The sequence below is a fragment of the Neobacillus drentensis genome (genome assembly GCF_036965425.1).
Taxonomy (GTDB): Bacteria; Bacillota; Bacilli; order Bacillales; family Cytobacillaceae; genus Neobacillus; species Neobacillus drentensis_F.
In genome coordinates, this window is record NZ_JBALPP010000033.1 from 126,747 (window position 1) to 148,393 (window position 21,647).

At 41.2% G+C, this 21,647-nt stretch carries 20 protein-coding genes, 1 other RNA gene and 1 other annotated feature (1 of these 22 only partly in view); of the genes, 19 read left to right on the plus strand and 2 right to left on the minus strand.

Going from position 1 to position 21,647, the window contains the following annotated elements; genetic code table 11:
• Nucleotides 1-145 (plus strand) — a binding site (T-box leader); it begins 95 nt to the left of the window's first position.
• Nucleotides 146-222: 77 nt separating this feature from the next.
• From hisS to V7161_RS08945, 4 genes are all read left to right on the plus strand, one after another.
• Nucleotides 223-1,494 carry a histidine--tRNA ligase gene (gene hisS / locus V7161_RS08930; protein ID WP_335444215.1) on the plus strand — a complete coding sequence of 424 codons (1,272 nt, stop codon included), beginning with the start codon at nt 223-225 and terminating at the stop codon, nt 1,492-1,494.
• Nucleotides 1,495-1,507: 13 nt separating this feature from the next.
• Entirely contained in the window at nt 1,508-3,277 is a 1,770-nt protein-coding gene (gene aspS, locus V7161_RS08935; RefSeq protein WP_335444217.1) for an aspartate--tRNA ligase, read from the plus strand.
• A 66-nt stretch (nt 3,278-3,343) separates the two neighbouring features.
• Nucleotides 3,344-3,540, plus strand: a non-coding RNA gene (gene ssrS, locus V7161_RS08940) — 6S RNA.
• A gap of 166 nt (nt 3,541-3,706) precedes the next feature.
• Nucleotides 3,707-4,474: a tRNA threonylcarbamoyladenosine dehydratase gene (locus tag V7161_RS08945; RefSeq protein WP_223591219.1), complete on the plus strand. Its 768-nt coding sequence runs from the start codon at nt 3,707-3,709 to the stop codon at nt 4,472-4,474.
• A gap of 393 nt (nt 4,475-4,867) precedes the next feature.
• On the opposite strand, the gene V7161_RS08950 is transcribed toward V7161_RS08945, so the two are convergent.
• Complete coding sequence (locus V7161_RS08950) at nt 4,868-5,773, minus strand: nuclease-related domain-containing protein (RefSeq protein ID WP_335444219.1); 906 nt, start codon at nt 5,771-5,773, stop codon at nt 4,868-4,870.
• A 223-nt stretch (nt 5,774-5,996) separates the two neighbouring features.
• Between V7161_RS08950 and V7161_RS08955 the strand changes: the two genes are divergently transcribed.
• On the plus strand, nt 5,997-6,923 hold the full coding sequence (locus V7161_RS08955; RefSeq protein WP_335444222.1) for an ABC transporter ATP-binding protein: 927 nt from the start codon (nt 5,997-5,999) through the stop codon (nt 6,921-6,923).
• Nucleotides 6,916-7,866 carry an ABC transporter permease gene (locus V7161_RS08960; protein WP_335444225.1) on the plus strand — a complete coding sequence of 317 codons (951 nt, stop codon included), beginning with the start codon at nt 6,916-6,918 and terminating at the stop codon, nt 7,864-7,866. Before V7161_RS08955 ends, V7161_RS08960 begins: the two co-directional genes overlap by 8 nt.
• A 48-nt stretch (nt 7,867-7,914) precedes the next feature.
• Here the strand turns inward: V7161_RS08960 and V7161_RS08965 are convergent, their stop codons facing one another.
• Complete coding sequence (locus tag V7161_RS08965; protein ID WP_335444228.1) at nt 7,915-9,183, minus strand: replication-associated recombination protein A; 1,269 nt, start codon at nt 9,181-9,183, stop codon at nt 7,915-7,917.
• Nucleotides 9,184-9,335: 152 nt separating this feature from the next.
• Between V7161_RS08965 and cymR the strand changes: the two genes are divergently transcribed.
• From cymR to V7161_RS09030, 13 genes are all read left to right on the plus strand, one after another.
• On the plus strand, nt 9,336-9,758 hold the full coding sequence (gene cymR, locus V7161_RS08970; RefSeq protein WP_335444231.1) for a cysteine metabolism transcriptional regulator CymR: 423 nt from the start codon (nt 9,336-9,338) through the stop codon (nt 9,756-9,758).
• A 45-nt stretch (nt 9,759-9,803) separates the two neighbouring features.
• Nucleotides 9,804-10,946 carry a cysteine desulfurase family protein gene (locus V7161_RS08975; RefSeq protein ID WP_335444233.1) on the plus strand — a complete coding sequence of 381 codons (1,143 nt, stop codon included), beginning with the start codon at nt 9,804-9,806 and terminating at the stop codon, nt 10,944-10,946.
• On the plus strand, nt 10,947-12,107 hold the full coding sequence (gene mnmA, locus V7161_RS08980; RefSeq protein ID WP_335444236.1) for a tRNA 2-thiouridine(34) synthase MnmA: 1,161 nt from the start codon (nt 10,947-10,949) through the stop codon (nt 12,105-12,107). It abuts the gene before it with no gap.
• Nucleotides 12,108-12,187: 80 nt separating this feature from the next.
• Nucleotides 12,188-12,841, plus strand: coding sequence for a tetratricopeptide repeat protein (locus V7161_RS08985; RefSeq protein WP_335444238.1), 654 nt, complete (start codon nt 12,188-12,190; stop codon nt 12,839-12,841).
• Between the two features lie 33 nt (nt 12,842-12,874).
• Nucleotides 12,875-15,286, plus strand: coding sequence for an SF1B family DNA helicase RecD2 (recD2, locus tag V7161_RS08990; RefSeq protein ID WP_335444240.1), 2,412 nt, complete (start codon nt 12,875-12,877; stop codon nt 15,284-15,286).
• A 34-nt stretch (nt 15,287-15,320) separates the two neighbouring features.
• The gene (locus V7161_RS08995; protein WP_335444242.1) at nt 15,321-15,797 is read left to right on the plus strand and encodes a PRC-barrel domain-containing protein; all 477 of its coding nucleotides are present in this window, start codon (nt 15,321-15,323) and stop codon (nt 15,795-15,797) included.
• Between the two features lie 11 nt (nt 15,798-15,808).
• Nucleotides 15,809-16,000 (plus strand): hypothetical protein, encoded by a 192-nt coding sequence (locus tag V7161_RS09000; protein WP_223591237.1) that lies wholly within the window; start codon nt 15,809-15,811, stop codon nt 15,998-16,000.
• Between the two features lie 22 nt (nt 16,001-16,022).
• Nucleotides 16,023-16,157: a YrzQ family protein gene (locus V7161_RS09005; protein WP_289988099.1), complete on the plus strand. Its 135-nt coding sequence runs from the start codon at nt 16,023-16,025 to the stop codon at nt 16,155-16,157.
• A gap of 81 nt (nt 16,158-16,238) precedes the next feature.
• On the plus strand, nt 16,239-17,318 hold the full coding sequence (locus V7161_RS09010; RefSeq protein WP_335444244.1) for an AI-2E family transporter: 1,080 nt from the start codon (nt 16,239-16,241) through the stop codon (nt 17,316-17,318).
• A gap of 339 nt (nt 17,319-17,657) precedes the next feature.
• Nucleotides 17,658-20,294, plus strand: a complete 2,637-nt coding sequence (alaS, locus tag V7161_RS09015) for an alanine--tRNA ligase (protein WP_335444246.1) — start codon at nt 17,658-17,660, stop codon at nt 20,292-20,294.
• A gap of 134 nt (nt 20,295-20,428) precedes the next feature.
• Entirely contained in the window at nt 20,429-20,695 is a 267-nt protein-coding gene (locus tag V7161_RS09020; protein WP_066311816.1) for an IreB family regulatory phosphoprotein, read from the plus strand.
• Between the two features lie 3 nt (nt 20,696-20,698).
• Complete coding sequence (ruvX, locus tag V7161_RS09025; RefSeq protein WP_335444248.1) at nt 20,699-21,115, plus strand: Holliday junction resolvase RuvX; 417 nt, start codon at nt 20,699-20,701, stop codon at nt 21,113-21,115.
• A gap of 12 nt (nt 21,116-21,127) precedes the next feature.
• Nucleotides 21,128-21,421 carry a DUF1292 domain-containing protein gene (locus V7161_RS09030; protein WP_223591243.1) on the plus strand — a complete coding sequence of 98 codons (294 nt, stop codon included), beginning with the start codon at nt 21,128-21,130 and terminating at the stop codon, nt 21,419-21,421.
• Nucleotides 21,422-21,647: the final 226 nt, after the last annotated feature.

The window sequence follows — 21,647 nt, forward strand, 5'->3', positions numbered from 1 at the left end:
GAACACTCCGTAGGTTTCTCTCTGAAAAAGTCTTGGCTCTATTAGGAGATGAACGTAACAGGCGTTAACTGTTTAAGAGGAAGCACACCCTTTTGGGTCGCTTCAACTAGGGTGGCACCGCGGGATATAAACTCTCGTCCCTTGTATTTATTACAAGGGATGGGAGTTTTTTGTTTTTTAGATTACATAATTAATTTTTATATATAGAGGAGGGTTCCTACCATGGCAATTAGTATTCCAAGAGGAACACAGGACATCCTGCCAGGTGAAGTTGAGAAATGGCAGCTGATAGAACAAAAAGCAAGAGAACTTTGTGAAAAATATCAATACCAAGAAATTCGGACACCTATATTTGAACATACTGATCTTTTTTTACGTGGAGTCGGTGATACGACTGATATTGTTCAAAAGGAAATGTATACCTTTGAAGACCGTGGCGGCCGGAGTATTACATTAAGACCAGAAGGTACGGCAGCGGTGGTTCGTTCGTTTGTTGAGAAAAAAATGTTTGGTTATGCAAACCAGCCGGTGAAGCTTTATTATATGGGACCAATGTTTCGCTACGAGCGGCCGCAGGCAGGGCGCTTCCGCCAGTTCGTCCAGTTTGGAATAGAGGCGCTTGGAAGCAATGATCCGGCGATTGATGCTGAGGTTATATCGCTGGCGATGAATCTGTATAAGGAAATGGGTCTGCGAAAACTGAAGTTGATTATTAACAGCCTTGGTGACAAGGAGAGCAGAACTGCTCACCGCGAGGCGTTAGTGAATCACTTTAAACCAAGAATCGGCGAGTTTTGTCGTGACTGCCAAAACCGTCTCGAGAAAAACCCTTTGCGAATCCTTGATTGTAAGCAGGATCACGATCATGAATTAATGAAATCAGCACCATCGATTCTTGAATATTTAAATGATTATTCAAAGGCTTATTTTGATAAATTACAGCAGTATTTAACCCAGCTTGATATTCCATTTGAAGTGGATGCCAATCTTGTTCGAGGCTTGGATTACTACAACCATACAGCCTTTGAGATTATGAGCAATGCAGAGGGCTTTGGCGCGATCACTACTTTATGCGGCGGCGGCCGCTATAACGGCTTAGCGGAGGAAATTGGCGGTCCGGAAACACCAGGAATCGGCTTTGCGTTAAGTATTGAACGGTTTATTGCTGCTCTTAAGGCAGAAGGAATTGAACTTGAAATTAATGAAGGCATTGATTGTTACCTGGCTTCACTTGGTGATGAGGCAAAGGATTATTCAGTTGGCTTGCTGCAGCAGCTTCGTCTCGCTGGTTTTTCAGCAGAAAGAGATTATCTAGATCGAAAAATTAAAGCCCAATTCAAGTCGGCAGACCGCTTGAAGGCCAAATATGTGGCTATTCTTGGTGACGATGAGCTTAAAAACAACAAAATCAATGTGAAAAATATGGCTACAGGAGAACAAGAAGAAATAGCACTTGAATCTTTTATTCAATATTTTCAGGGGTTAAAACAATAAGGGGGATTAAGAAATGTTTGGCAGATCGTATTTTTGTGGTGAAGTTCCAGAAACAGCAGTAGGGGAAAAAGTTACCCTTAAGGGATGGGTTCAAAAAAGACGGGACCTAGGCGGATTAATTTTTATCGATCTTCGCGACCGTACAGGAATTGTTCAGGTTGTCTTTAATCCTGATTTGTCAAAGGAAGCTTTAGAGGCAGCCGAAAAAATCCGTAATGAATATGTTCTTGATATTGTTGGAACGGTTGTTGCTCGTGAAGAGGGGACCATTAATGAGAACATAAAAACGGGGAAAATCGAAGTCCAAGCGGAAGTCGTGACGATTATTAATGAAGCGAAAACTCCGCCGTTTATGATAACTGATAAAACTGATGCTTCCGAGGATGTACGTCTGAAATACCGTTATTTAGACTTCCGCCGCCCGGTCATTTTTGAAACACTGAAAATGCGTCATCAGGTGACAAGGGAAATACGTAATTTCCTTGATGGTGAAGGATTCTTAGATATTGAAACGCCGATTTTAACAAAGAGCACTCCTGAAGGTGCCCGTGATTATTTAGTGCCAAGCCGTGTTCATCCTGGTGAATTTTATGCATTGCCGCAATCGCCGCAGCTTTTTAAACAATTGCTAATGGTTGGCGGAGTAGAGCGCTATTATCAAATCGCCCGCTGCTTCCGTGACGAGGACCTGCGTGCAGACCGCCAGCCTGAATTTACACAAATCGATATTGAAACGAGCTTCCTAAGCCAAGAGGATATCATTGCTATGATGGAAAAAATGATGTCGAGGGTGATGAAGGAAGTTAAGGGTGTAGATGTTCCGGCTGCGTTCCCACGAATGACTTATGACGAAGCGATGAGCCGTTTTGGTTCTGATAAACCTGATACCCGTTTTGGTCTTGAGTTGGTTGATCTTTCTGAAATCGTTAAGGATTCCGGATTCAAGGTGTTCGCAGCTGCTGTTGCAGGCGGCGGTCAAGTTAAAGCTATCAATGTAAAAGGCGCAGCTGAAAAGTATTCCCGAAAGGATATCGATGCCCTAACTGAATTCGTGGCTGTTTATGGTGCAAAGGGTCTTGCTTGGTTAAAGGTAGATGCTGAAGGCCTGAAAGGTCCAATTGCTAAATTCTTCTCAGAAGAGGATGCGAATGCACTGCTGGCTTCCCTTGAAGCGGCTGCTGGAGATTTGCTGCTGTTTGTCGCTGACAAGAAGAGCGTTGTTGCCGATGCACTGGGCGCACTTCGATTGAAGCTTGGTAAAGAATTAGGTTTAATCGATCAAAGCCTATTTAATTTCCTATGGGTTACTGACTGGCCGCTTTTGGAGTACGATGAGGAAGAAGGCCGTTATTATGCCGCTCACCATCCGTTTACAATGCCATTTAGAGAAGATCTTGAATTTTTAGATTCAGATCCTTCTAAAGTGCGTGCTCAGGCTTATGACCTTGTACTAAATGGTTACGAGCTAGGCGGCGGTTCTTTAAGGATTTTCGAACGTCATATCCAAGAGAAAATGTTCAGCGTCCTTGGCTTTAGTTCTGAAGAAGCGCGCGAGCAGTTCGGCTTCCTGTTAAATGCGTTTGAGTATGGTACACCTCCACATGGCGGAATTGCCCTTGGTCTAGACCGTTTGGTTATGCTGCTTGCCGGCAGCTCTAACCTTCGTGATACGATTGCATTTCCAAAGACAGCAAGTGCAAGCTGCTTGTTGACTGATGCACCAGGTGAGGTTTCAGAAGCGCAATTAAAAGAACTAAATTTGTCACTAAATGTCAATAAATAGCATGAATTCGCTTTCGTGAAACCTTGAATGACGAATCTTAATATGGTATTATAAAGTCAATTCAAAAGAGTCCTGAAATGTACGTTGTGTTACCTGAAGTTTTGACCGAACATTATTTATTCGGGAGTCTGGAGTTTCCTGATTGCATAAATGCCTCACTCTTTGACGAGTTAGGGGACTTATAATTTCGGGAACAGGACACCCCCCTGCTGAATGCGGGATCAAAACGAGGGATCATTAGCGACGGCATCATTGGGACTCTTTTCTATTCTTATGAGTGCCAAACCTCCTGTCATTGTGCAGGAGGTTTTATTTTTGCTTTGTATCTACATAATTCCTATAAAAATACTTGTTTTTATGAGTGGGTATGATATATTTTTATGGTGAAAAAATAAATATAAATTGAATTTACATTTGGAGTGAAAATAAATGCTGCATCAATTTTCTCGTAATGAGCTTGCGATAGGAAAAGAAGGATTAGATATTATGAAGGGCAGCACCGTTGCTGTTCTGGGTATTGGCGGTGTCGGTTCGTTTGCGGCGGAAGCGCTTGCCCGTTCTGGTGTCGGACGCTTAGTGTTAATCGATAAAGACGACGTTGATATTACCAACGTAAATCGACAGCTTATCGCCCTTCTTTCAACTGTCGGCCGTCCAAAGGTTGAAATCATGGAGGAGCGGATTAAGGATATTAATCCTGATTGTGAAGTCATCGCTCTTAAAATGTTTTATACCGAGGAAACTTATGAAGATATTTTCGGATATAATCTGGATTTCGTGGTTGATGCGTCGGATACCATTATGTATAAAATCCATTTAATGAAAGAGTGCTTGAAGCGAAATATCCCGATTATCTCAAGCATGGGGGCAGCCAATAAAATGGACCCAACCCGCTTTCAGATTGCCGATATTTCAAAAACGCATACGGATCCAATTGCAAAGGTAATTCGTACGAAGCTGCGTAAGGAACGAATCCATAAAGGCATTCCGGTTGTTTTTTCCGATGAAAGCCCTATCGTTATTCGGGAAGATGTCCGCAAAGAGGTCGGAAATGATCAAGCGGCTATCCGTAAGGCGAAGATGCCTCCTTCCTCTAATGCTTTCGTACCATCTGCTGCCGGCTTAATTATGGCAAGCTATGTAGTGAGAGAATTGCTTAAAAATATCAAAATTAGTCGCGTTTCGGATGAAAAATAGACTTGTTGTGGGCCCTGGACTTGGTATAGTTTGGGGTTTTTTCTTTTTCTGGAGGGGAAAAAGGTTAACATAGAGCGGGTCTACGTGCCCGAAACCGCAGTCGGAGTAAGAAAAAGGTAACGTAGATCGTGTCTACTTGCCCGAAATCGGCGGAGGAGTAAAAAAAGGTAACGTAGACCATGTCTACGTGCCCGAAATCGGGGTGGGAGTAAGAAAAAGGTAACGTAGACCTTGTCTACGTGCCCGAAATCGCGGTGGGAGTAAGAAAAAAGTAACGTAGACCTTGTCTACGTGCCTAAAACCCTGAAGTGAGAAGAAAAAAGGTAACGTAGAATAAAAAAGGCCGTTTAGGGGATCCCTTAAACGACCATAGTGTAAGTTTAAATATCAAATTTATTCATAGTAAAACCAACGACCGTACCCAATTTGATTACAATTCTCCATTAGGATCCTCCTAATCTTCTTTCTAGACTTAATCACCCCACACCACTCATGCACAAGATTAGTTGTAATCTTCATATCAGGAAAAAGCAGCTTTATCTCCTCGACACTCCTTAAAACGCCGGAAACCACATCTTCCTGGCACCCACATTTTTCACATACCAATTTCTTTTCACCAACCAAATGCATAAATGAAAAGCATAAGAAGCAAAGGATGCCCTTTCTTAGTTGTTCATATTTATATGAAATTGACCGGCTATATGGGGTTTCATTGAGATGCATTGAAATTAATTGGTCCGCGAGCTTTTTATGTAGGCCGTTTAATTTTGAAGGAATTTGGTCAAATTTTTTTATAAAGCTATCAAGCTGTGTCGGAAAAATAATTGGTGAGTTTAATGGGGCTTGATATAAGGTGAATTTGGGGTTTACAAAGCTGACATATCCATCTAGGGGAAAAGGAAATCCAAGATTTTTGATTAATGGCCCAAGAAGCAATTTACTCCTTTTTAATTGATCTAAGGGATTCTGAATTTCTTCATCGCCAATGGTAAAGAAACTACCTGAATCATAATAAAAGTCACCTTCAAAGTTTTTAACCTCAAAAGGATAAAGTGTTTCTTGAGAAATGATTAAGGTATCGATTTGGAAAAAGGAGTTGTTAAACTCAAGGCATAAATCATTGATAACATACTTATCACTATGAAAGGTTGCTGTTAATTGGTCAAACATCACCTCTCCCTGATAGCCTTTTTCGAGTTTCCAATACCGCTTCCTTTCCTTGGGTGATAACAACATCCGTGTATTTAATGACCGAAGAATCCTCAATTCAATCGAGGGTGAACGGGACTTTAAAAACATATTACACTTCCTCTCAAATCCATAATTTCATTATAAAAAATAATTTTGTTAATAATGCATGAACGTTTTGTTAACATTCTCAGTCTCCAGCCCTATAACCCATTCATCCTCGAGCCGTTTATCCTGTCAACTAAATCTAGATATAATAAAGTCAGAAAAACACCTTAATACAGGAAAAATTTTCTTCAATAAGGTAAACTGGCAAATAGAGAGGGGAGAAAAAATGGAAAAAATTGTCGAGTTAAGAGATGTTACCAAAGTAATTAAGGGAAGAACCATTATTGATAATATTAGCTTCCAAGTAAATAAAGGTGAGGTTTTCGGCTTTTTAGGCCCAAATGGGGCGGGGAAAACGACAACCATTCGGATGATTGTCGGCCTGATGGGAATCACTTCAGGGGATATCACCATTGCTGGCGCAAGCATTAAAACCCAATTTGAAGATGCTGTTAGACATGTAGGCGCCATCGTTGAAAATCCCGAAATGTATAAATTTTTAACCGGTTATCAAAATTTGGTGCATTATGCCAGAATGACCAAAGGAATTACTAAAGAAAAAATAGCCGAAACAGTCGAACTTGTTGGGTTAACCGACCGGATTAACGACAAAGTAAAAACCTATTCACTTGGGATGCGGCAGAGATTAGGGCTAGCACAGTGTCTATTACATGACCCCCAAGTCTTAATCCTTGATGAGCCAACAAACGGATTAGACCCAGCAGGCATAAGAGAAATCCGCGATTATGTCCGCCTGCTGGCCCGTGAAAAAAATATGGCCGTCATCGTCTCTAGCCATCTTCTGTCTGAAATGGAAATGATGTGCGACCGAATTGGAATTATTCAAAACGGTAAATTGATTGATGTACAACTAGTTCAGGAATTCGTCCAGAGTACCGAAAGCACGTATGAATTAGAGGTATTTCCAAGCGATAAGGCATTAGCACTAATTGAGACAACCTATCCTAATATTAGGATAGGCCGATCACGAAATGGCATCTCCATTGAGGTTTCGAAGGAAGAAATTCCTCAATTAGTCAAAATATTGGTGAATGAGGATATCCAGGTTTTTGGGATAAAAGAAATAGCCAAAACATTAGAGGATCGCTTCCTAGAAGTTACGAAAGAAAAGGAGGCTGCAACCCATGCTTAATTTAATCAAAAATGAATGGATGAAAATTTTTAAACGACCGGGAACATATGTAATGATGGCTATCTTAATTGCCGTTACCATTATAGTAGGAATCTTTTTTAAGTATCAGGATAATAACAATAAAGCAGCTGTCGATAAAAATTGGGAGCAAACCTTGCAGCAGGAAAATGATGCATTAAAGAAGCAGATGGATCAAAGTCAAACCAAAATAGAAAAGAAATTTTATCAAAAAGAAATCGCCATCAATGATTATCGAATCAAGCATCATATAAATCCGCATGAAAAATATAATGTTTGGTCCTTTGTCAAAGATGCATCAGAGCTCATTATTTTAGCAGGTTTATTTACCATAATCGTCTCTGCTGGAATTGTTGCCAGTGAATTTAATTGGGGGACCATTAAACTGCTGCTAATCAGGCCGATTAATCGGACGAAAATCCTTACCTCGAAATATTTAACCGTTTTAATGTTTGCCCTGTTTATGCTTGGGATTCTGTTTGTTTTTTCGATGGCGCTGGGAGCTGTCTTATTTGGGATGCCAGAGAATGCCCTTCCATATTTGAATTATAATAATGGCCAGGTTACGGAACAAAATATTGTTGTTCACTTATTAATCTATTACGGTCTAAACTCGATTAAAATGATGATGTTAGTTACGATGGCATTTATGATTTCATCTGTGTTCCGGAATAGTTCGCTGGCGATAGGTCTATCACTGTTCTTATTATTTACCGGGGATCAATTCACAGCTTTATTGTCATTGAAATTTGCTTGGGCGAAATACATCCTATTTGCCAATACCGATTTAATGCAATATTTCGAAGGCACGCCAATGGTGGAAGGGATGACGTTGACCTTCTCCATCCTCATGCTGCTGCTCTATTTTGTCGTCTTCCAGTTCTTTGCCTTCTTCGTTTTCAAAAAACGTGACGTAGCAGCTTAACAAAAAAAGGTGTCAGGCACGATCCAATAGTGCCTGACACCTTTTTTCCTATTTTCGCATTAATTTCTCATAAACAGTCGCAAATGCCTGCTCAAATTTCCCAGTTTTCTTAGGTTGATAGTATTGTTTATTTTTTAGCCTGTCCGGTAAGTATTGCTGAGGCACCCAGCCGTTTTCAAAGTCATGAGGATATTTGTAGCCGATTCCTCTGCCAAGCTCTTTTGCGCCTTTATAGTGGGCATCACGCAGATGGTCCGGTACTTCGCCGACGATTCCTTTTCTAATATCTTCAAGGGCTGCTTCAATCGCTAAAACAGCAGAGTTGGACTTAGGTGACAAGCACAGTTCAATCACGGCATTTGCTAAGGGAATCCTTGCTTCAGGGAAACCGATTCGTTCTGCCGTTTCAATGGCCGCTAAGGTCCTTGCTCCCGCTTGTGGGTTGGCGAGCCCAACATCCTCATAAGCAATAACAATCAACCGCCTGCTTATACTGACCAAATCGCCTGCTTCAATTAACCTCCCAAGATAATGAAGAGCCGCGTTGACGTCGCTGCCGCGAATTGATTTTTGAAAAGCCGAGAGGACATCATAGTGTTCATCCCCATCTTTATCGGCAACTAAGCTTTTCTTTTGCAAGCACTCTTCGGCTGTGGCCACATCGATATGAATTACATCCTCCGCATCTTTATCTGTTGAAAGAACCGCTAATTCCAGTGCGTTTAACGAGCTTCTCACGTCACCGCCCGATGCCTGAGCAAAATGCTGCAGTGCTTCATCAGAAACCGCCACCTTTAATCGTCCGAAGCCCCGTTCTTCATCCTCAAGTGCCCGTTTCAACGCCTGTCCAATTTCAACTGGAGTTAACGGCTTGAGTTCGAAAATTTGACATCGGCTGCGGATCGCTGGATTAATCGCAAAATAAGGATTGCTGGTTGTAGCGCCAATTAAGGTAATCATTCCGTTTTCCAGGTAAGGTAATAAAAAATCCTGTTTTGCTTTATCTAAACGATGGACTTCGTCGAGGAGAAGGATTACTTTCCCGGACATTTTCGCCTCTGCTGCGACAATTTCCATGTCCTTTTTATTATTGGTTACGGCATTTAAAGTTCGAAATGCATATTTCGTGCTGCCAGCGATGGCGCTGGCAATCGAGGTTTTGCCGATCCCTGGCGGTCCATATAAAATCATTGATGTCAGCTGTTTCGCTTTTACCATTCTCGCAATAATTTTACCGTCGCCTACTAGATGCTGCTGGCCGACAATTTCTTCAATCGTTCTGGGACGCATCCGAAATGCTAAAGGTTTTTGCTGCATGTTCATCTCTCCAACATAAGAAATCACTTACCTTAACGATACCATTTTCTATCCTAAAAGCATATTAAAGAAGAATATGATATAATTTTAATGCCTATCAATTAACTAAGGATTTTCTTAAATATAGATAATAGAACATAGGGGTGCTAATAATGAAGATTTCAACAAAGGGACGTTATGGCTTGACGATTATGATTGAGCTTGCTAAAAAACACGGTGAAGGTCCTACTTCTTTAAAAACAATTGCCCAGGCCAATGATCTGTCAGAACATTATTTAGAACAATTAATTGCTCCATTACGAAATGCCGGATTAGTTAGGAGTATTAGGGGTGCTTATGGCGGCTATATTCTTTCAGATATTCCTTCAAAAATTACTGCAGGGGATGTTATCCGTGTCCTTGAAGGTCCAATTACGCCTGTAGAGGGAATTGAAGATGAAGAACCTGCCAAACGTGAGCTGTGGATTCGTATTCGCGATGCGATTAAAGACGTCTTAGATAATACGACATTAGAAGACTTAGCGAGCCACAGTGAAGATCAAGAACCAGAAGAAGGTTATATGTTTTACATTTAAGGTGAATGGTAATAATAGAGAATTATTTTGATTGAAGGTGTATTTATGGAAAGAATCTATCTCGACCATGCCGCGACATCTCCTATGCATCCAAGGGTTGTGGAGAGAATGCTCGAAGTCATGAACTCAACTTTTGGAAATCCTTCCAGCATTCATTCCTTTGGAAGGGAAGCCCGCCATCATATTGACCTTGCACGGGCAGCTTTAGCTAAAAGCATTGGAGCGAAGGAAAACGAGATTATTTTTACAAGCGGGGGTACCGAAGCCGATAATTTGGCCTTATTCAGTGTGGCTGAGAGCTACCAGAAAAATGGGAAGCATATTATCACCACACAAATTGAACATCATGCAGTTCTTCATGCTTGTAGAAAACTAGAAAAAATGGGCTTTGAGGTTACGTATTTACCTGTCGATGAAACAGGGCGAATTTCGATCGATGAACTCCGAACCGCTTTGAGGGACGACACAATCTTGGTTTCTGTTATGTATGGCAATAACGAGGTAGGTACCATTCAGCCAATCAAGGAAATCGGACAACTATTAAAAGACCATCAAGCGAAATTTCACACCGATGCGGTTCAGGCATATGGAGTAGAGGACATTGATGTACGTGAATGCATGATTGACTTATTATCTGTTTCTGCTCATAAAATCAATGGCCCAAAAGGAATGGGCTTTCTTTTTGCAAGTGCAGACGTAAAAATTTCCCCTCGTATTTTTGGCGGGGAGCAGGAGAGAAAAAGACGGGCAGGGACGGAAAATGTTGCGTCCATTGCTGGCTTTCATGAAGCCGTCATCGTATCAAATGAAGATCGCTCCACCAAACGTGATAAGTATTTTGGATTAAAAGAAGCCCTTATACGAAAGCTTCGGGATTTAGAGGTCGAGTTTGAGGTAAACGGATTGCTTGAAAATTCGCTGCCGCATGTATTAAACTTAAGCTTTCCGGGGACAAGCGTGGAAGCGATGCTGGTGAATCTTGATTTAGCAGGTATTGCCGTTTCGAGCGGATCAGCCTGCACGGCTGGCTCAATCGAACCTTCTCACGTCCTGGTGGCCATGTTTGGCAAACAATCAGAGCGATTAATCAATTCCATCCGTTTCAGCTTTGGCTTTACCACAACAGAGATAGAAGTAATAAAGGCTGCGGAAGAAACGGCTAAGGTGGTTTCGCGTCTGAAAAAATAAATGTACAGCAAAAGCTTCCGCAAAAAGAGAGGTGAATTAAAATTGGAAAGAAAAGATCCTAAAGACACACGGGTTGTTGTTGGAATGTCCGGAGGGGTGGATTCCTCAGTAGCAGCGCTTTTATTGAAGCAGCAGGGCTATGATGTCATCGGCATTTTCATGAAAAACTGGGATGACACCGATGAAAACGGTGTTTGTACAGCGACAGAAGACTATGAAGACGTGATTCGTGTCTGCAATCAAATCGGTATTCCGTATTATGCCGTTAATTTTGAAAAGCAATATTGGGACAAGGTATTTACCTATTTCCTTGAAGAATATAAGGCGGGAAGAACACCTAATCCCGACGTGATGTGCAATAAAGAAATCAAATTTAAAGCCTTCCTCGAGCATGCGATGAAGTTGGGAGCGGACTACCTTGCGACTGGCCATTATGCACAGGTAGAATATCGTGATGGAGAATACAAAATGCTCCGCGGTCTGGATGAAAACAAGGACCAAACGTATTTCTTGAATCAGTTGTCTCAGGAGCAGCTAAGTAAAGTTATGTTTCCAATCGGGAATTTAGAAAAAGCAAGAGTACGGGAAATTGCCAAGGAAGCGAACCTGGCAACCGCGACGAAAAAGGACAGCACGGGAATTTGTTTCATTGGGGAACGGAATTTTAAGGAGTTCTTAGGACAATATTTACCGGCACAGCCTGGAAAAATGGAAACATTCGAAGGCGAAGTAAAGGGCAAGCATGAAGGGCTAATGTATCATACGATCGGCCAGCGTCATGGACTTGGCATTGGCGGTTCGGGTGACCCTTGGTTTGCCATCGGGAAGGATTTAAAAAGAAATGTTCTGTATGTTGGTCAAGGTTTTCATAACGATAAGTTATATTCCGATTCGATAATCGCGGCCAATATCAGCTGGGTATCCAATCGGGAAAAACCGGCAGAATTCGAATGTACGGCAAAATTCCGTTATCGTCAGGAAGATAATAAGGTAACAGTTCGTCCACTGGAAGGGGGCCGGGCAGAAGTTATTTTCCATGAACCAATTCGTGCCGTCACACCTGGACAGGCTGCTGTTTTTTACAATGGTGATGAATGCCTTGGCGGGGGAACGATTGACGAAGTATATAAAAATGGTGAGCGTCTGACCTACGTCGGATAAAAGCGGCCCTGATTCCTGCTCTGGAGTCAGGGTTTTTTTACGGAATATGTTATACTTTCCTTTAGAATGGAGTGATTGGAATGGATAAAAACCAATTGGGTGTACAGTACATGCAAGAAGGGAACTGGGAAGAGGCAGCAAAGGCCTTTAACGAAGCTATTGAAGAAAACCCTAAAGATCCTATTGCTTATATAAATTTTGGTAACGTCCTCTCAGCAGTTGGGGACGATGAAAGAGCTCTAAACTTCTATCAAAAAGCAATCCAAATAGATGAAAACGCAGCGGCTGCATACTATAGTATCGGTAATTTACTTTTTAGCAAAGACTTATTCAACGAAGCTAAAAATATGTTTGAAACCGCGATGAAAAAAGGACTTCAGTCTGCTGACAATTTCTTTATGCTGGGATTAACTCTAGTCAGTTTAGACCAAGGAAGGTTTGCTCTTCCCTACTTGCAAAGAAGCGTAGAGCTTAATGAAAGCGATGCCGAAGCACGTTTTCAATATGGCTTATGTTTAGCCCAGTTAGAGCTCATTGATGAGTCGATGGTTCAATTTGAAAAATGTGTGGAGTTAGATCCTCATCATTCAGATGCTTACTATAATTTAGGGGTATCGTATGCCTTTAAAGAAAATGCTGATAAAGCATTAGAAATGTTCCAAAAAGCTTTAGACATTCAACCAGACCATATGCTTGCTGGTCATGCCAAAAAATTAATTGAAAATAATCAATAAAGTATTAAATTTTAAGAGGAGGGAGGGAGCATAATGGAAAAACAGGACTCGCTTGATTTATTTGCTGAACAGGGGAAGTTTGTGAAGGGCAGACCAATTGTTACGATTTTTCACAATGAGCAGAATCTTTATACGGTTTTAAGAATCCGGGTTGATGAAACCAATCATGCGTATGAGGACAAAGAAGCGGTTATCACCGGCTATTTTCCAAAAATCCATGAGCAGGAAACCTATATTTTCTACGGTGAGTTTAAAGATCATCCTAAGTTCGGACTGCAATTTCAAACTAATCATTTCAGAAAGGATATGCCGCAGTCAAAACAAGGAGTGATTGCTTATTTATCCGGCGAAATGTTTAAAGGGATTGGAAAAAAGACGGCCGAAAACATTGTGGAAACGCTAGGGGAAAACGCGATTTCGAAAATACTTAATCAGCCGTCACTCTTAGATTCAGTGCCAAAGCTCCCTCCAGATAAGGCTAAGCTGCTTTATGATACTTTGATGGAGCATCAAGGACTCGAGCAGGTTATGGTCGCCTTAAATCAATATGGCTTTGGGCCGCAGTTATCGATGCGGATTTATCAGGTGTATAAAGAAGAAACCTTAAATACCATTCAAAAAAATCCTTATCAGCTTGTCGAAGATATTGAAGGGATCGGTTTTGGCCGAGCGGACGAATTGGGCTACCAGCTTGGCATCTCCGGCAGCCATCCTGACCGAATTAAAGCAGCCTGTCTCTATATCCTAGAAAATGAAAGTATGCAAACCGGTCATGTTTTTATGCAGGCAGAGGATTTGCTTGAGCGGGTAAAAGCACTTTTAGAAGAAAATAAACGGGATCAAATTGACTACATAAATATTTCTAACGAGATTATCAAGCTTGAAGAAGAAGGAAAAATAATTGGAGAAGAAAAGCGCATATATTTACCTTCCTTATTTTTTGCGGAAAAGGGACTTGTTACTAGCATCAATCGCATTCTAAAACAAACTGAGTACAGAGAACAATTTCCGGAATCGGAGTTTTTGCTTGCATTGGGAAGCTTAGAGGAGCGGATTGGGGTTCAATATGCCCCAACACAAAAAGAAGCGATTCAAACAGCGTTAATGTCACCGATGTTGATCCTAACAGGGGGGCCTGGAACAGGAAAAACAACAGTCATCAAAGGAATTGTCGAGTTATATGCCGAGTTGCATGGCTGTTCATTAGAGCTTAAGGATTACCATAAAAAGGATGAGCCGTTTCCATTTTTGCTGGCCGCACCAACTGGCAGAGCAGCTAAAAGGATGAGTGAATCAACAGGGCTTCCAGCGGTGACGATTCACAGGCTGCTTGGATTTAACGGTTCAGAAGGATTTGACCGAGCTGAAGACAGTCCTCTTGAAGGGAAAATTCTGATTGTCGATGAAACATCCATGCTCGATATTTGGCTTGCCAATCAATTGTTTAAAGCACTCCCTGAGAATATTCAAGTGATTTTAGTAGGGGATGAAGATCAGCTCCCATCGGTTGGACCTGGTCAAGTATTAAAAGACCTGCTGCAATCGGAACGAATTCCAACAGTACGATTAACCGATATATACCGCCAGGCAGAAGGCTCCTCTATAATCGAACTAGCTCATGACATTAAAAAGGGTCACTTGCCGGCTAATGTCACAGAACGAAAGCCAGACCGTTCGTTTATTAGATGTTCAACAGCCCAGATTTCACAGGTAGTTGAAAAGGTGGCAATCAATGCAAAAAATAAAGGCTATACCGCCAAGGATATTCAAGTATTAGCCCCTATGTATCGGGGACCGGCAGGAATTGACCGATTAAATCTTTTGCTGCAGGAAATATTTAATCCGAATTCGGAGGGCACAAGAAAGGAAATTACCTTTGGTGAAGTGAAGTATCGAATTGGCGATAAGGTGCTTCAGCTTGTTAATCAGCCGGAAAGCAATGTATTTAATGGCGATATAGGAGAAATTATTTCGATTATTTATGCGAAGGAAAATACCGAAAAACAAGATATGATTTACATTTCCTTTGAAGGCAATGAAGTCGAATATACAAAGCAGGATTTAAGCCAAATTACCCTTGCTTATTGCTGTTCTGTCCATAAATCGCAGGGCAGCGAATTTCCTATCGTCATCCTTCCAATAACAAGAAGTTATTACCGGATGCTGCAGCGCAACTTAATCTATACAGCGATTACAAGAAGCAAGCAATCCTTGATATTATGCGGTGAAGAAGATGCACTCAGAATGGGCGTGGAACGAGCGGATGAATCGAAAAGGCAAACCACTCTATGCGAAAAGCTTCGTGAAACACTTCCGGCAAATGATTCCAGTTTAGCTTCAAAAGCAGCGGAGAGCGAAATGTCGTTAGAAGAGGAACTAATGCTGGTCAATCCAATGGTGGGTATGGAAAACGTTACCCCTTATGATTTTATGGTAAAAGACTGAAACTATAAATGTTCGAGAGGGGGTGGGACACTCTTTGCGGACATTTTCATTATTAAAAGGACAGCCGGTTTTTGACACTAAAAAAGGAACAAAAATTGGCGAAATTCACGACCTTTGTATTTCCAGCAATGGAAAAGTAAATGGTCTTTTAGTAAAAAAAGGCGTTTTCTTCAAACATTCCTATTTTCTAGATATTCAAAAGGTGGCTTCCTTTGGCTGGGATGGGGTAATGATTGAGGATGCCGAGGAATTGGAAAAGTTGAAAGAGAGCCCTGAATATACCTTGACCCATCAACATTCTCTAGATGGAATGATGATGCTTACAAAGAGCGGTGAGTCGCTTGGAATGTTAAAAGATGTATATTTTCAGGAGGAAGTGGGCACAATCGTAGGGTACGAAATCACGGATGGCTTCTTTTCGGAGATTACGGAAGGGAAACAAGTGGTTCAATCCGGGAAGCCCTTAGCGATCGGAAAGGATGCCATTATCGTTGATGTAGATCATACGTGAGGTGTCTTTTCATGTTTAAGTGTCCCAATTGTCAAAGCAAGGATATCGGCAAAATTGGTATCAACCAATATTATTGCTGGAACTGTTTTATTGAACTTTCCCTTAACAAAGGTATAATCAACACCCATCAAGTCGAAGAAGACGGATCCCTAAGTTCGCTGGATGATTTGTTTGAAGAAGAAGAACGTCGTTACACCCTTTAAATAAAGCAAAGAGGTGAGGCGTATGAATAAAATGATGACGACGATGGTTGCCTTTGGTGCTGGAATGGCGGCATATAATATCGCCCAAAGAAATAATATGCTGTCAGCCCGCAATATGAAAAGAATGCAAAAGAAAGTAAAACGAGCGATGTTTTAAAATTAATCCCCCTCAAATTTGAGGGGGATTTTGAATATTCCATTGAAATGTCTCCAAAACTAAAAGAAAGGAGGCGTGGACGTGGACATTCGAATGAAATGGTATTATAGAATCGGATTTTTGCTCCTTTTATTAATAGCCATTTTTGTTTTTCTAAAAATTAGCTTTGTCTGGATGCCGATTGTAAGAATGGCTGCAATCATTGTTCTCCCCTTTGTCATAGCGGGATTCATAACATATTTACTTCATCCTATTGTAGAAAAATTGCATGAAAAAGGGCTGCACCGTGGTCTTGCTATTATTTTAATATATGTGCTATTTTTTGGCGGAATCGGTTTTGCCCTTTATAAAGGAATTCCAGTGATCATCGACCAATTAAAGGATCTGTCAGAAAGTGCTCCGGTATTTGCGGAGCAATACCGGGGCTGGATCAATCATTTACAATCCCACACGAGAGCATGGCCCGATGGTCTGCAAACCAAATTAAATGATGGTATTGACGCATTTGAAAAAAAGATGGATTCGCTTTTGACGGTAATTGTGAATATTTTAATGAACTTTTTGAATTCGGCATTAATCTTTATGATTATTCCGTTCATTGCTTTTTATATGTTAAAGGATTTTCCTTTGATAAAACGGGCAGTTTGGTATTTGACTCCGAAAAAATGGCGTAAAAAAGGAACGGCTTTTCTTAAGGATGTCGATGATTCCCTTGGCAGCTATATCAGGGGGCAGTTGTTGGTTTGCATTATTATCGGGAGCATTTCGGCCTTATTATTTTGGATTTTTCATTTAAAATATCCATTGCTATTAGGGTTAATAGTTGGTGCCACAAATGTGATTCCTTACTTTGGACCGATAATCGGCGCGGTGCCTGCTGTTATTATTGCAGCAACTACATCAGTTAAGCTAGTCATTATCACATTAGTCATTGTGTTTGGATTGCAATTTCTTGAGGGAAATATTTTATCTCCGTATATCGTTGGGAAAAGTCTGCATATGCATCCCTTATTAATCATGGTGGCGTTAACGGCAGGAGGAGAAATTGGCGGGATATTAGGATTGATATTAGCAGTTCCAATCCTAGTTGTTCTAAAAGTAGCGATCCTTCATGCAAAAAATCATTTTATGCAGCGGGAAACGCCTGATTCGCCAACATAAGAAATTGACAAACGTTTTCTGGGTGGATATAATTCGATATAGAATAATTGGATGAACATGTTGAAGGACCTTAGTATGTTGTAGACCATCTGTAGCGCAAATTGCGCTGAAGAGAGGAGCTTCCCCGGCTGAAAGGAGCTCTAGATGAAGGATGACAGAACGCTAGTCCAGAGTGCAGCTAACCACTGCCGTTTTAGCCGCGTTAAGGCTTTATTGAGAGGTGGATACGTGCTTTTGTATTCATAATCAGGGTGGTACCGCGAGACATAGCTCTCGTCCCTGCTATAGGGATGAGGGCTTTTTTGTATTCTTTTTTACATATATAAGGAGGTCTATATTATGAAAAACTTAACGGGATCTCAGATCCGCCAAATGTTTCTTGATTTTTTTAGCAAAGAAAAAGGACACCATGTTGAGCCGAGTGCTTCACTTGTCCCGCATGATGATCCATCATTATTGTGGATTAACAGCGGTGTGGCAACCTTAAAAAAATATTTCGACGGCCGTGTCGTGCCGGAAAATCCAAGAATTACAAATGCGCAAAAATCCATTCGTACAAACGACATTGAGAATGTCGGGAAAACAGCCCGCCACCATACCTTCTTTGAAATGCTTGGAAATTTTTCTATCGGTGAGTATTTTAAAAGGGAAGCCATAGAATGGGCATGGGAGTTTTTAACCTCTGAAAAATGGATTGGCTTTGACCCAGAGCTATTATCAGTAACCATCCATCCAGAAGACAATGAAGCATATGAAATTTGGAATAAAACGATCGGAGTACCGGAAGAACGTATTATTCGACTTGAAGGAAACTTCTGGGATATTGGGGAGGGCCCAAGCGGTCCGAATACGGAAATTTTCTATGATCGCGGTCCTGAGTATGGAAATGATCCGAGCGACCCTGAGTTATATCCAGGCGGGGAAAATGAACGCTACCTTGAGGTTTGGAATCTGGTATTTTCGCAATTTAACCATAATCCTGATGGCAGTTATACTCCGCTTCCAAAGAAAAACATTGATACTGGAATGGGATTAGAGCGGATGGCATCCGTTGTTCAAAATGTTCCAACCAATTTTGATACTGATTTATTTATCCCGATTATCCGTGCTACAGAAGGAATTTCTGGTGATAAATACGGTGTAGATAAAGAACGTGACGTCGCTTTCAAAGTTATCGCAGACCATATTCGTACCGTTGCTTTTGCAATTGGGGACGGGGCCTTGCCATCAAATGAAGGCCGCGGCTATGTATTAAGACGTTTGCTCCGCCGAGCTGTCCGTTACGCGAAGCAAATTAATATTAATCGTCCATTTATGTTTGAACTGGTTCCAGTCGTCGGGGAAATCATGCAGGATTTTTACCCTGAAGTAAAAGACAAGGAAGAATTTATCCAAAAAGTCATCAAGAACGAAGAAGAGCGTTTCCATGAAACCCTTCATGAAGGCTTAGCTATTTTAGCAAGTGTTATTAAAAAGGAAAAAGCTAAAGAAAGCAATACGATTTCGGGTGAAGACATTTTCCGTCTTTATGATACTTACGGCTTCCCAGTTGAATTAACTGAAGAATATGCAGAAGAAGAAGGTATGAAGGTTGATCATGCAGGCTTCGAGGTAGAAATGGAGCAGCAGCGGGAACGTGCACGAAAAGCACGTGCGGATGTTGATTCGATGCAGGTTCAAGGCGGTGTACTGCGCGATGTGACGGTAGAAAGCAAGTTTGTTGGTTATGACCAGCTTCAAACCACTTCTTCTGTCTTAGCCATTATAAAAAATGGTGAACTTGCAAATGAGGCTGCAAGCGGTGAGGAAGTACAGCTTATTTTAGACGTAACACCTTTCTATGCTGAAAGCGGCGGACAAATCGCTGACCGCGGCCTGATTGAGGGCGAGGGCGTAAGTGTTTTTGTAAAAGATGTTCAAAAAGCACCAAACGGTCAAAACCTGCATCAAGTTGTCGTTAAATCAGGTACATTAAAAACAAATCATCAAGTTACGGCTGCTGTCGATGCGGATAACCGCGTAAAAATTATTAAAAACCATACAGCTACTCACTTGCTGCATCAAGCATTAAAGGACGTCCTTGGCGAGCATGTGAACCAGGCAGGTTCCCTTGTTGAACCAGACCGCCTTCGTTTTGACTTTTCGCACTTTGGTCAAATTAAACCGGAGGAACTGGAGCAAATTGAAAAAATCGTTAATGAAAAAGTCTGGAGTAATATTGAAGTCAATATCAGCCTAAAGCCAATTGCTGAAGCAAAAGCAATGGGGGCTATGGCACTTTTCGGTGAAAAATATGGCGATATTGTCCGTGTTGTAAAAGTTGGCGATTACAGCCTTGAGCTTTGCGGCGGCTGTCATGTTCCTAACACTTCTGTGATTGGCTTATTTAAAATCGTTTCAGAAGGCGGAATTGGGGCTGGAACTAGACGGATTGAAGCAGTTACAGGCGAATCTGCTTATAAAGCCTTAAATGAACAAGTTGGCTTATTAAAGGAAGCAGCTGAAAAGCTTAAATCTAATCCTAAAGATATCGCTGTGAGAATTGAAGGTTTATTGACTGAAATCAAACAGCTTCAACGTGAAAACGAATCACTTGCAGCGAAGCTTGGGAATATTGAAGCTGGTAACCTCGTGTCTAATGTTAAAGAAATAGATGGAGTTAAAGTGTTAGCTGCTAAAGTTCAGGCTGCTGATATGAACAACTTAAGAAATATGGCAGATGATTTAAAGCAAAAACTAGGCTCTGCAGTTATCGTATTAGGCAGTGCTCATGAAGGAAAAGTTAATTTAATTGCAGCGGTAACGAAGGATTTAATCGAAAAAGGCTATCATGCCGGCAAGCTAATCAAAGAAGTAGCAACGAGATGCGGCGGAGGCGGCGGTGGTCGTCCTGACATGGCCCAAGCAGGCGGGAAAGATCCTGAAAAACTTGAATCCGCTTTACAATTCGTTGACGAATGGGTAAAATCCATTTGATAAACGGACAAACTAGTGTAAAATGTAGGTAATTAGAAAAGCTGAAGCGCCTTGTCCTGGGGCTTATGACCCGAGCCCCTAGGCGCTGGAGCTAGACAGATACAATTCTCTCCTTAAAGAACGAGGTGCATGATATGAGCTCATTTGACAAAACGATGAGATTTAATTTTCCGGAAGAGCCCTTTGAACATGATGTTAACGATGTACTTTTTCAAGTCTATGAGGCTCTAAAGGAAAAAGGGTATAACCCTATCAATCAAATAGTCGGTTACCTTTTATCAGGAGACCCTGCCTACATTCCACGTCATCGTGATGCCCGTAATATCATTCGCAAGCTTGAACGGGACGAAATTATTGAGGAATTAGTCAAATCCTATCTAAAACAGCAACGAGAGGGTTAATGAATGCGCGTATTGGGTTTAGATGTTGGCTCAAAAACTGTTGGAATTGCTCTTAGTGATGAACTGGGGTGGACGGCACAGGGCCTCAAAACCCTCAAAATCAATGAAGAAAGACAGGCGTTTGGTTTTGAGGAAATTGGTCAATTAATAAAAGAGTATCAAGTAGATAAAGTGGTCATTGGTTTGCCAAAAAATATGAACGGTACAATTGGACCGCGCGGTGAGGCAAGCAAGCAATATGCTGAGGAAATAGAAAGACAATTTTCTGTGCCGACTATTTTATGGGACGAGCGCCTAACAACAATGGCTGCTGAACGTGTATTGCTTGAAGCGGATGTCAGCCGAAAAAAGCGTAAAAAAGTCATAGATAAAATGGCAGCTGTAATGATTCTGCAAGGCTATCTTGATAGCAAAAATTAATGAGGTGAAGAAATGGAACACGGAGAAAACCAAATTACAATCGTTGATGAAGAAGGAAATGAGCAATTATTTGAAGTGCTTTTTACCTTTGAATCTGAAGAATTCAAAAAGTCTTATGTCTTATTTACTCCAGTTGGTGCAATGGACGAAGAGGATGAAGAAGGTCCAGAAATTCATGCTTACGCCTTTAATCCTACTGACGAGGGCGGCGACGGTGAATTAATCCCGATTGAAACCGACGAGGAATGGGATATGGTTGAGGAAATGCTAAATACCTTCTATGAAGAGCAAGAAGACGAAGAATAAGAAGAGGGAACCAGCTATTTTATTGCTGGTTCTTTTTTTTGATAATTTCACTTCCTATACGACAAATTAATTGTTAAATTGACATTTTTCTTACTATATGCTGAAATAAAATAGGAGTTTTATCTGCAAAAATTCATTACCTATCGTTATTTTACAAAAGTAAGTCAAGTGGAAAGGGGGAAGAAGATGACGACTGACAATAAAGACACAAAAAAAGATGTTATTC